Origin of the sequence: Pseudolysinimonas sp. (genome assembly GCF_044239695.1) — a bacterium.
Taxonomy (GTDB): Bacteria; Actinomycetota; Actinomycetes; order Actinomycetales; family Microbacteriaceae; genus Pseudolysinimonas_A.
In genome coordinates, this window is the sequence record NZ_JBIIAW010000101.1 from 1 (window position 1) to 9,789 (window position 9,789).

12 protein-coding genes are annotated in these 9,789 nt (G+C 70.5%); 2 read left to right on the forward strand and 10 right to left on the reverse strand.

Annotation, left to right across the window (positions count from 1 at the left end):
* The 3 genes from ACILQS_RS13285 to ACILQS_RS13295 all read right to left on the reverse strand — a co-directional run.
* Positions 1-483 (reverse strand): diacylglycerol/lipid kinase family protein (locus ACILQS_RS13285; protein WP_395640611.1); only part of this gene is annotated, 483 nt, incomplete at its 3' end.
* Between the two features lie 22 nt (positions 484-505).
* A complete protein-coding gene (locus ACILQS_RS13290) occupies positions 506-2,557 on the reverse strand; it encodes a heavy metal translocating P-type ATPase (protein ID WP_395640612.1) in 2,052 nt (683 codons plus the stop codon).
* Positions 2,554-2,832, reverse strand: a complete 279-nt coding sequence (locus ACILQS_RS13295; RefSeq protein ID WP_395640613.1) for a metal-sensitive transcriptional regulator — start codon at positions 2,830-2,832, stop codon at positions 2,554-2,556. Before ACILQS_RS13295 ends, ACILQS_RS13290 begins: the two co-directional genes overlap by 4 nt.
* Positions 2,833-2,889: 57 nt before the next feature.
* Here ACILQS_RS13295 and ACILQS_RS13300 point away from each other — a divergent pair, with 57 nt between their 5' ends.
* A complete protein-coding gene (locus ACILQS_RS13300) occupies positions 2,890-3,525 on the forward strand; it encodes an MBL fold metallo-hydrolase (protein ID WP_395640614.1) in 636 nt (211 codons plus the stop codon).
* Positions 3,526-3,571: 46 nt separating this feature from the next.
* Here the strand turns inward: ACILQS_RS13300 and ACILQS_RS13305 are convergent, their stop codons facing one another.
* Positions 3,572-4,378 (reverse strand): sulfite exporter TauE/SafE family protein, encoded by an 807-nt coding sequence (locus ACILQS_RS13305; RefSeq protein ID WP_395640615.1) that lies wholly within the window; start codon positions 4,376-4,378, stop codon positions 3,572-3,574.
* Between the two features lie 35 nt (positions 4,379-4,413).
* Here ACILQS_RS13305 and ACILQS_RS13310 point away from each other — a divergent pair, with 35 nt between their 5' ends.
* Complete coding sequence (locus ACILQS_RS13310; RefSeq protein ID WP_395640616.1) at positions 4,414-5,304, forward strand: cytochrome b/b6 domain-containing protein; 891 nt, start codon at positions 4,414-4,416, stop codon at positions 5,302-5,304.
* A gap of 7 nt (positions 5,305-5,311) precedes the next feature.
* Here the strand turns inward: ACILQS_RS13310 and ACILQS_RS13315 are convergent, their stop codons facing one another.
* The 6 genes from ACILQS_RS13315 to ACILQS_RS13340 all read right to left on the reverse strand — a co-directional run.
* Entirely contained in the window at positions 5,312-5,902 is a 591-nt protein-coding gene (locus ACILQS_RS13315) for a hypothetical protein (RefSeq protein WP_395640617.1), read from the reverse strand.
* Positions 5,899-6,408 carry a hypothetical protein gene (locus tag ACILQS_RS13320; RefSeq protein WP_395640618.1) on the reverse strand — a complete coding sequence of 170 codons (510 nt, stop codon included), beginning with the start codon at positions 6,406-6,408 and terminating at the stop codon, positions 5,899-5,901. The genes ACILQS_RS13315 and ACILQS_RS13320 overlap by 4 nt, the downstream gene beginning before the upstream one ends.
* Positions 6,405-7,673 carry a hypothetical protein gene (locus ACILQS_RS13325; protein ID WP_395640619.1) on the reverse strand — a complete coding sequence of 423 codons (1,269 nt, stop codon included), beginning with the start codon at positions 7,671-7,673 and terminating at the stop codon, positions 6,405-6,407. The genes ACILQS_RS13320 and ACILQS_RS13325 overlap by 4 nt, the downstream gene beginning before the upstream one ends.
* Positions 7,670-7,963, reverse strand: a complete 294-nt coding sequence (locus ACILQS_RS13330; protein ID WP_395640620.1) for a hypothetical protein — start codon at positions 7,961-7,963, stop codon at positions 7,670-7,672. The genes ACILQS_RS13325 and ACILQS_RS13330 overlap by 4 nt, the downstream gene beginning before the upstream one ends.
* A 3-nt stretch (positions 7,964-7,966) precedes the next feature.
* Positions 7,967-8,263 (reverse strand): WXG100 family type VII secretion target, encoded by a 297-nt coding sequence (locus ACILQS_RS13335; protein ID WP_395640621.1) that lies wholly within the window; start codon positions 8,261-8,263, stop codon positions 7,967-7,969.
* A gap of 90 nt (positions 8,264-8,353) precedes the next feature.
* A partial coding sequence (locus ACILQS_RS13340; protein ID WP_395640622.1) for an FtsK/SpoIIIE domain-containing protein occupies positions 8,354-9,789 on the reverse strand: 1,436 nt, incomplete at its 5' end.

Genomic DNA, 9,789 nt, shown 5'->3' on the forward strand with positions numbered 1-9,789 from the left:
GTTGACGATCGCGTCGAACCCGGCGGAGAGGGCGCAGGCGAACCAACGCTCGCGCGTGCGGCCGTTCTCGACCCAGGTGATCTTCCCGGCATCGATCGTGCGCGGCCCCGCGGTGAGCGCCGCGTCGAGCGCGAGGATGGCCGCCTCGGTGTCGTCGTACGGGATGCCCAGCACGCGGGCCATGTCGTTGCCGGTGCCCGACGGGATCAGACCGAACGGCACCTTCGTGCCGGCGACCAGGTTCGTCGCGAGGTTCACCATCCCGTCGCCGCCGACCACGACGAGCGCATCGGGACGCCTCTTCACCGCCGCCCGCGCCGAGACGATGAGCGACTCGAAGTCGGGCTCGGTGAGCGACGTGACCTCGTGCCCCATCGCCCGCAGCGTCTGCACGACGGCGGGGCCTACGGCCCGGGTGGCCCCGAACGACGCCGACGGGTTGATGGCGACCACGAGCTTCTTCGGACGCGACGTCGCGGGCATGCGCCCGAGTATCGCAGCTTTCTCAGCGCCGGAAGCGCAGCCTCCGCAGCAGTTGGGCGTTGAGCGCGACGACGATCGTCGACACCGACATCACGACGGCGCCGACGGCCGGCGGCATGAGGAATCCGACACCCGCGAGCACCCCGGCGGCCAGCGGCAGCCCGACCACGTTGTACCCGGCAGCCCAGGCGAGGTTCTGCAGCATCTTGCGGTACCCGGCACGGCTCAGGGTGAGGATGTCGACGACGCCACGGGGATCGTCGGAGGCAAGCACGACTCCCGCCGACTCGATCGCGACGTCGGTGCCGGCGCCGATCGCGATGCCGACGTCGGCCCGGGCGAGGGCCGGGGCGTCGTTGACGCCGTCGCCGACCATCGCCACCCGATGGATGCCGCCCTCCTGGAGCTTCTCGACCGTCGCCGACTTCTGGGCGGGCAGCACCTCGGCGAAGACCTCGGTGATGCCGAGCCGGTCGGCGACGTGGTGCGCGACCTCGTGCGAATCCCCGGTGAGCATCGCAACGCGCACTCCGCGCTTCTGCAGCGCGGCGACCGCCTCGGCCGACTCGGCGCGGATCACGTCGGCGAGAGCGAACGACGCGAGAACGCGGTCGCCTTCGAGCAGGTGCACGACGGTCGACCCGTCCCGCTGAGCATCCCGAGCCGCGTGCACGAGGACCGGGTCCAGATGGATGCCGGCCTCCGTGGCGACGCGAGAGCTGCCGACGCGCAACTCGCGGCCGCCGACACTCGCCTGCGCGCCCCGCCCGGCGAGGGAGGTGAACTTCGCCGACCGGGCGACCTTGATCCCCCGCTCGCGGGCCGCCGTCACGAGAGCGCGAGCGATCGGATGCTCGGACTTCGCCTCGACCGCAGCCGCGAGTCCGAGCGCCTCGGCGTCGTCGACTCCGGGAGCCGGGGTGACGGCGACGAGACCCAGGCGTCCCTCGGTGAGGGTGCCGGTCTTGTCGAACAGCACGACATCCACGTCTTTCGCGTCCTCGAGGGCGGCGCGATCGCGCACGAGGATGCCGCGGCGTGCGCCGAGCGACGTCGTGATGGCGAGGACGAGCGGGATCGCGAGGCCGAGCGCGTGCGGGCAGGCGATGACGAGCACGGTGACGACCCGTTCGACGACGAACGCCGGGTCGTCGGGCTTCAGGAACAGCCACGCGACGAGCGTGAGCGCGGCGGCGGCGAGGGCGACGTAGAACAGCAGCGCGGCAGCGCGGTCGGCGAGCAACTGCGCTCCCGACCGGCTCGCCTGGGCCTCGGCGACCAGCCGGGAGATGCCGGCGAGCGCGGTGTCGTCGCCGAGTCTCGTGACCTGCACGGTGAGCGAGCCGGCGCCGTTGACGCTGCCCGCGACGACGGCGGATCCGATCCCGGCCGCGACCGGAGCGGACTCGCCGGTGAGCAGCGACTCGTCGAGCTCGGACTCGCCGTCGACCACCTCCCCGTCGACCGGAACCCGCACACCCGGACGCACGAGCACGCGATCGCCGACCGCGAGGTTCGCGAGCGGAACCGTCATGACGTGGTCGCCGTGCACCAGCTCGGCCTCGTCGGGCAGCAGCTTCGCGAGCTCGCCGAGCGCGTCGCGGGCGCCCGAGATGGCGCGCATCTCGATCCAGTGCCCGAGCAGCATGATCGTGACCAGGGTCGCCAGCTCCCACCAGAAGTCCATGCCGGGGAATCCGAGCAGCACGGCGAGGGAGTAGCCGAAGGCGACGAGCAGGGCGAGCGAGATGAGCGTCATCATCCCCGGTGTGCGCGCCCGGAGCTCCGACCACCCGCCGGCGAGGAACACCCGGCCGCCGAGCACGAAGACGGCGGTGCCGAAGGCCGCCGAAATGTACTCGCTCCCCGGGAAACGCGGGCCGGGCAGCCCGAGGATCTCCTGAAGCCCCGTCGAGAAGACGAGTGTCGGCACGGTCAGCCCGAGGCAGATCCAGAACAGCAGTCGGAAGTTCGCCCCGTGGTGCGAGTGATCGTGGGCGCCGTGCTCGGCCCCGTGCTCCGCGTGGTGGTCGTGGGTGTCGTGGTGGTGGGTGTCGTGGTCGTGGGTGGTCACTTGGATCGGTTCTCCAGCTCGAAGACGGTCAACAGTTCGGTGACCGCGGCGTCGCGGGTGTCGCCGCCGGCGGCGAACATGTCGGTCACGTGGGTGCGCAGGTGGTTCTCGACGAGCAGCTTGTTGAGGCTGCGCAGCGACTTCTGGATGGCGAGCGTCTGGGTGATGATGTCGACGCAGTACTCCTCGTTCTCGATCATCTTCGTCACTCCGCGCAGCTGTCCTTCGAGGATGCGGGAGCGATGCAGGGCACGCTTCTTCAGATCGTCGATCATGTCAACACCATACCCCCCGGGGGTATTCGGATGCTCGCTCCCCGGTAAAGTCGCTGCGTGCGCATCACCAAATACGAACACGCCTGCCTCGTGCTCACCGTCGCCGACGAGAGCATCGTCCTCGACCCGGGATCGTTCTTCACGCCGCTCGAATTCCCGAACGTCGTCGCGATCGTGATCACGCACGAGCACGCCGACCACTGGACGCCCGAGCACCTCCGGCGCATCCTCGAGAAGAACCAGGACGCGAGAATCATCGCTCCCCAGGGCGTCGCCACGGCGGCCGGGGACGAGTTCGAGGTCGAAGTGGTCGCCGCCGGAGACGTGGTGCAGGCGGGCGCCTTCAAGCTGGAATTCTTCGGCGGTGACCACGAGGTCATCCACGCGTCGATCCCGGGGATCGACAACCTCGGCGTGCTCGTCAACGACGAGTTCTACTACGCCGGCGACTCGTACGCCGTTCCGGGCGTCGAGGTCGGGACGCTCGCCGCTCCGATCGGCGCCCCCTGGCTCAAGATCGGCGACGCGATGGACTACGTGCTCGCGGTCAAGCCGAAGCGCGCCTTCTACACCCACGACATGACGCTGTCGGTCGCCGGAAAACAGCTCGGCGTCGCCCGGCTCACCTGGGCGACCGAGCAGGGCGGCGGCACCTTCACCGAACTGCAGCCGGGCGAGACGCTCGACGTCTGAGGGTCCCGACACGCGGCCTGCGGCCGCTACTCGACCACCGAGAAGGCTACTTCGAGCGTCGCAGTCGGATCGCCCGGATCGTCAACTGGATCGCCGTCGCCGCGACGAACAATCCGAACAGCAGCGACGAGAGCCACGGCGGCATGATGAACGCGATCGCCGCCCCGCCGAACGAGGCGAGCAGCGCCGCCGCTCCGATCACGAGTCCGTCGAGCGGGCGCACCAGCGAGTTGCGGATGTTCGCGATCGACCCGGCGATCGAGATCGGGATCATCGCGAGCAGCGACGTGCCCTTCGCGACGAGGTCGCTGGCACCGAACACGGCGACGAGCACGGGGACGATGAGCACGCCGCCGCCGATTCCGAACATCCCGGCCAGGGTGCCGACGACGAGGCCCGCCGCGACGAGCCCGATCGCCGACGCGACCCCGATGTCGATGCCCTCGCCGCGTTCCGGCACCACGAGGATCATCCGCACCGCCACGACGACGAGGAGGGCGATGAATCCCCAGCGCAGGGCCGCGATCGGCAGCACCTTCAGCAGCCGGGTACCGATGAGGGATCCGACGACGCCGCCCGCTCCGAGCAGCAACCCCGCAATGAGATCGGTGTGCCCGGCGAGGGTGTAGCTGGCGGCGCCCGAGATCGAGGAGAGCACGATCGCGGCGAGCGAAGTCGCCGCCGCCCGGCGCTGGTCGAACTTCAGCAGGGCGAGCATGAGCGGCACCATGATGATGCCGCCGCCGACGCCGAGCGCGCCCGAGAAGGTGCCGCCGATCACCCCGACCAGCAGCAGGAGCAGGATGTGCCGGGCCGTCGGCCGGTCGGAGGCGGGCGCGTTCGACGGAGTCACAATGCTTCGATCCTAGGTCGCGCTACGGTGGAGCCGTGGCGCGGCGATGGATCCCTCTGCTGTGGCTCATCCCGATCGGCGTCGTGCTCCTCGTGGCCGCCGTGCTGGTCGCCCAGTGGCTGCGGACGCTGCCCGACATCCAGTCGTTCATCGCCACCCACCCGGGCGAGACGGCGATCCCCGCGGGCACGCCCGTCGGCTTCCCGTGGTGGCTGCAATGGCAGCACGCGCTCAACGCGTTCTTCCTGCTGCTCATCGTGCGGACCGGCCTGCAGATCGGATCGGGGAAGCGCCCGCCGGCCTTCTGGACGCGCAGGAACGACGGCCTGATCCGCACGAAGAACCCGCCGCGGCGGCTCAGCATCCACGTCTGGTTCCATCTCGTGCTCGACGCCCTATGGGTGCTGAACGGCCTGCTCTACTGGGTGCTGCTGTTCCCCACCGGCCAGTGGTTGCGGCTCGTGCCGGTGTCGTGGGATGTCGTCCCGCACGCGCTGAGCGTCGGCATCCAGTACCTCTCGCTCGACTGGCCGACCCATAACGGCTGGATCCACTACAACGCGCTGCAGTTGCTGATGTACGGCTTCACCGTGTTCGTCGCGGCACCGCTGGCGCTGTTCACCGGGCTGCGCCTGTCGTCGATCTGGCCGCCGCGTCTGGCGTTCGTGCCCGAGAAGCCGGTGCGCGCCCTGCACGTCTTCGTGATGCTCTACTTCGTCGCCTTCACCGTCGTGCACGTCGGGCTCGTGCTCGCGACCGGGGCGCTGCGCAACCTCAACCACATGTACGCCGGACGCGACGACGAATCGTGGATCGGGCTCGTGGTGTTCGCAGGGTCGCTCGTCGTGATGATCGTCGGCTGGGTGGTCGCCCGGCCCGCGCTGCTCACGCGCCTGGCCGCCCTCGGCGGTGCCGTGCGGCGGTGATCGACCGCTAGTTGTAGTGCGCGGCCTCCACCGGCCATTCCAGCGTGCCGATGATCGCATCGAACAGGTCGATCAGCTCGTCCTGGTACCCGATCATCGGCGAGGCGAAGGTGAGGCGGGCGATCCGGGCCGGCTCCGCCGCGGCCACCCAGTAGTCGACTTCGACCATCTCGCCGATGTCGTCCGCAGGCCCGCCCGCGGGCCTGCGCCAGGCGTGGCGCACGACTCCGAACGTTTCGGCCGGTGTCATCGGCTCGTACCCGCCGTCGAGCGAGTCGCTCAGGAACCGGGTCAGTCGCTCGAGACCCAATGCGGGCAAATCGAGGGTCGCGGCATCCAGCCGGTAGACGGTGAGCCACGCCGGAAACGGGACGCCGTCCGCGATCTCGAGAGCGAAGTAGAGGTCTGCAGCCCCGGACGTCGCCGCGAGTTCGGCGACCGTCTCGATGCGGCCTCGCAGCTCGCCCCGCGCGGAGGCGAGTTCGTCGGCACGCCCGAGCGCCGACTCGACTAAGCGTTTCGCGGAACGGCGGCGCGCGCCGGGGCTCTCCAGACCGATGCGGCCCCAGCGTCCGGGTAACACGAACCGCGGCCTCATCTGAGGTCCTCGAAGCGGGCGGAGGCCGCGATCGCCCAGAGGTCAGAGAGGAACACCTGACCCGCCGCAAGGTCGCGCGCGCCCAGCACGAAGACGGCGACGACCGCGGCCGAGTCGAATCGCAGAGCCACGGAGGCGCGTTCGATGACGGTGTCGGGCACGCCCTCGGCCCCGTGCTCGATCTCGAGGCCGTGCACGGCGAGAGCACGGCCCGCCGGGAGTGCGCGTGCGACAACGGAGTGCTCTCCGCGATCCGACCCGCGCGCGCCATCGGTGGCGGAAGCCCGGAACCGTTCATGGAACGAGGCGTCAGCATCCGGGACGAGCTGCACCGACAGCAGCGCCCGGATGACGCGTCGCGGCCCGAGGGTGATCCAGTTGGCGCGTGGGCCGGGCGGCAGGCGCCCGAGGATCCGCTCGGCGGAGCCGCGAGCCGACGAGGACTCGGGGACCGACTCGATCGGCGTCCACCGGCCCGGCACCACGAGCCGCAGGCCGCCCGTCACGACCCGCTGCCCGAGACAGTCGCCTGGAACTCCCGCCACTCCTCGTCGAGCTCGTTGACCGCGCCGGCGATCCCGCCCAGCGGGAGGAGCTTGAGGGCGTCGAACGAGATGTCCTCCTGGAGTTCAGTCGCGGCCTCTCCCGACTTCAAGCCGTCGAGACGCCAGCTCCAGTTCTCGTCGACCACGATGGTGTCGCGGTCGCCCCAGGCCGGCCCCGCGAAGCTCGGGTACGCGTCGTAGCGCACGTCGAGACCGTACTCGAGGCCGATGTCGAGGGTGCTGAGGGCCAAGTCGCCGGCGACATCCTGCGGACTGGATGGCAGGACGTCGTCGGCCGCGGACTCGAGGAGGACGACCGGTGCAAGCGGTCCCATCCGCGCCGCTTTCTGAATGAGCGAGATCCGCTCCGCCACATCCCGGGCCGCGCGCACGGCGTCCTTGATCGCCACCCCGACCCCCTCGCGGCCGAGGGCGACGAGGGCGAGCGAAGCGCTGGCGATCTGCACCGAGAGGACGGCGGACACCGCCTTGAGGGTGAACGCGACGGGCAGGAGCACGGGGAACACGAATCCCAGAGCACCGAAACCGATCGCGAGCAGGTCGAGACCGGCGCGCACCAGCTCCAGGCCGGCGCGTGCGAACGTGATGTAGTTGCCGAGGTAGCGCTGCAGCAACTCATACCCCTGTTGTCCGGTCGCGGCGATCCGCTGGATGAGCGAATCGTCGAGACGCGCCGCCAACGCCGCGCCGTGCAGCGCCTGCTCGGCCGCCCGGGCGGCATCGCGCACATCCTCTTCCGCCTCGTGGTAGCGGGCCATGGCGCGTGTGTAGTCGCGCTCGTACGCGGCGACCCGCGCCTGTGCCTCCAGGAGCTCGTCGGACTTCGGGCCGAGCTGGAAGAGTTCGGCCTGTTCGAGTGAACGTTCGCGGAAGCCCCATTGATTGGCCGGGCCGTCGATGGCGTCGATCGCCGCGCGGGCCTCCTCGGCCTTGGCCTGGGCCTCTTCGAGCCGAGACGCGAACGTGCGGTAGGCCGCGGCGGCTCCCTCGTACCTCGTGGCGACATTGGCCGCCTCGATCGCGGTGAGGCCGGCGCGTTCGCGTACCACGTCGATGACGATGCTCACCGCGACGCCGTCGTCCGCGAGCGCACGCAACTCGGTCGCGGCACGGCGCAGAGCGGCCGCCGTCTCACCGAATCGGGCCGCGTAGTCGAGGATCCGGCCGGGATCGCCGGCCAGCCGCGGCGGAACGTTGACGGTCATCCCGTCGTCGCCCGCTTCTGCGCCGCTTCCCATTCCTGGAGGGACACGCGCACATTGCGCAGCGAGTCGCGGAGCCACTCCACCTGGTCGCGGATGACGAACCGGTGGAAGTTCCAGTCCTGACCGAAGTCGATGGCCGCCGCCGCGAGCCCGGCGTCACCGACGACGAGCGCCAGCCCGGCCGAGACCTCGAGGTCGTCGGTGAGCGTGCCGAGGGCGCGGGTGAGGTCCACGTCGAGCGCGTCGAGGCGTACGTAGTCGACGTCGATCCCGGATCCCTCGGCGGTCATGGCTCAGTACGATCCAGCCTGGCTCTGCTCCCACTCGCTGAGCGTGGTGGGCGTGCCGCGAAGGCGCTGCGCGAGGACGCCGAGGTTGTTGTCGATGGCCTGGTCGGCGTCGGTGATGTATTGCACGAATGCGTCTCGGAAAGCCGTGCCGGCCACCCCGACGTACGCGGTCTCCGCCATCGTCTCCACCCGCCCGCGGAGTTCGACCAGCTTCTGCTGGATGTCGGCCTTGGCCGTGTCGATGGCTGTGGCGACTTCGTTGACGGAGTCGTAGTCGACGATGATCTTGCTGGCATCCATAGTGCGCGTTCCTCTCGTCGGATGCGGTGAGTCCGGGCGTTCCGAAGGTATCGGCCGGAATGGTCCCGGTCCATGGGGAACGGTCCCCACCTACCCGGCGGGTGCGGGATCGGGCACGGCGACCTGGACGAGCGAGACCCGCCGATCCTCGACGAGGAAGGCGCGACCCGGCGGGAAGGCGGCGGCCTGCCCGGCGGGGGGTGCCACCCCGAAGTAGGCGACGTCCTCGGGGGAGCTCGACAGGACGACGGCGAGCGACGCCTTCCAGCGCACGTCCTCGGTGATCGCCCCGAAGCGCGACCACTGCCGGGTCGACTCCTCGACGATCGCCAGACCGTCGGCCGAGCGCGCGACGCCGTCGAGCACCCCGCGAAGAGTGCGTTCGATCTCGCTCGACGGCGCACCGATCCCGGCCAGGCCCTCGACGACCAGCAGGAGCGGCCGGTCGGCGGGTGCGGTACCGGGGGCGAGGCCGACAGCCAGTTCTGTGACGACATCGCGGATGGCCTGCTCGGTCGTCGCGACCTGATCCCAGCCGTCGAGCCACTCGGGAGTCCACGCCGACCGCGAGAGGAACACCCGTCGGGGCACGACGTCGGCAGCCGCGAGCGCCGCCTCTGCGATCACCTGGACGACGGGTGCTCCGGCGCCGGGCGGGCCCGCGACGGCGATGATGCCGCGGGGGGTGAACGCCCGCGAGGCGAGCGTGTCGTCGTCGAGCCCGAGCACCGGACGACCGTCGGCGCGGGCCGACAACTCCGAGACGGCGACCGTCTCCGGCAGCACGCCCACGGCCGGCGGGCGTCGACGACCGCGCTTCGCCAGCTCGCCCGCGATTCCGTCGATCGCATCGGACTGGGCGATCGTGTCGGCGCTGCCGCCGGGCACGGCGATCTGCACCTCGAGACCGGCGACGATTCCGCGTCCGGGCGGGGACTCCGGCGACACCAGGTCCTTCGGGACCCGCAGCAGCGAGTAGACGTCCTGGTCGGATTGCCGCAGGACGACGGTCTTCTGCACGGTCGTGCCCACCGCTCGCAACCCGTTCGGCTGATCCACCGTGAGGACGACATGGATGCCGAACGCTCGACCGGCGTGCATCAGGGAGTGCAGAACCGCGTGCGCGGACCCCGGGCGCGCGGTGTCGTAGATCTTGGTGAACGCGTCGTAGCCGTCGATCAGCAACAGCTTGCGGGGTTCGTCCGCGCCTTTCCGCCGCGCCCGTATCTCATCGATCGTCGACGTTCCGTAGCGTTCCCTCCGGTCGTCGAGGGTCTCGCGCAGAAGGCGAAGCAGCCGGTGCACGCGCGGGGCGTCGTGGCCCGCGACCACGGCCCCGACGGCGGGGAGCGGCTCGATCATCCCAAGCGCCCCCGACGCGCAGTCGATCGCGTAGACGTCCACGTCGGCTCGCGCGGCGGAGACCGCGATCGAGCGCAGCGCCGACGACTTGCCCGACCCACCCGCCCCGAAGATCGCGAGATTCTGGTCGCGGTCCGGCTCGAACGCGAGCACGCCGCGCTCGG

Excerpts from the sequence above, each read along its gene's own strand:
- ACILQS_RS13295 (WP_395640613.1), bottom strand. The coding sequence starts at position 2,832 with ATGATCGACGATCTGAAGAAGCGTGCCCTGCATCGCTCCCGCATCCTC.
- ACILQS_RS13325 (WP_395640619.1), bottom strand. The coding sequence starts at position 7,673 with ATGACCGTCAACGTTCCGCCGCGGCTGGCCGGCGATCCCGGCCGGATC.
- ACILQS_RS13335 (WP_395640621.1), bottom strand. The coding sequence starts at position 8,263 with ATGGATGCCAGCAAGATCATCGTCGACTACGACTCCGTCAACGAAGTC.
- ACILQS_RS13315 (WP_395640617.1), bottom strand. The coding sequence starts at position 5,902 with ATGAGGCCGCGGTTCGTGTTACCCGGACGCTGGGGCCGCATCGGTCTG.
- ACILQS_RS13330 (WP_395640620.1), bottom strand. The coding sequence starts at position 7,963 with ATGACCGCCGAGGGATCCGGGATCGACGTCGACTACGTACGCCTCGAC.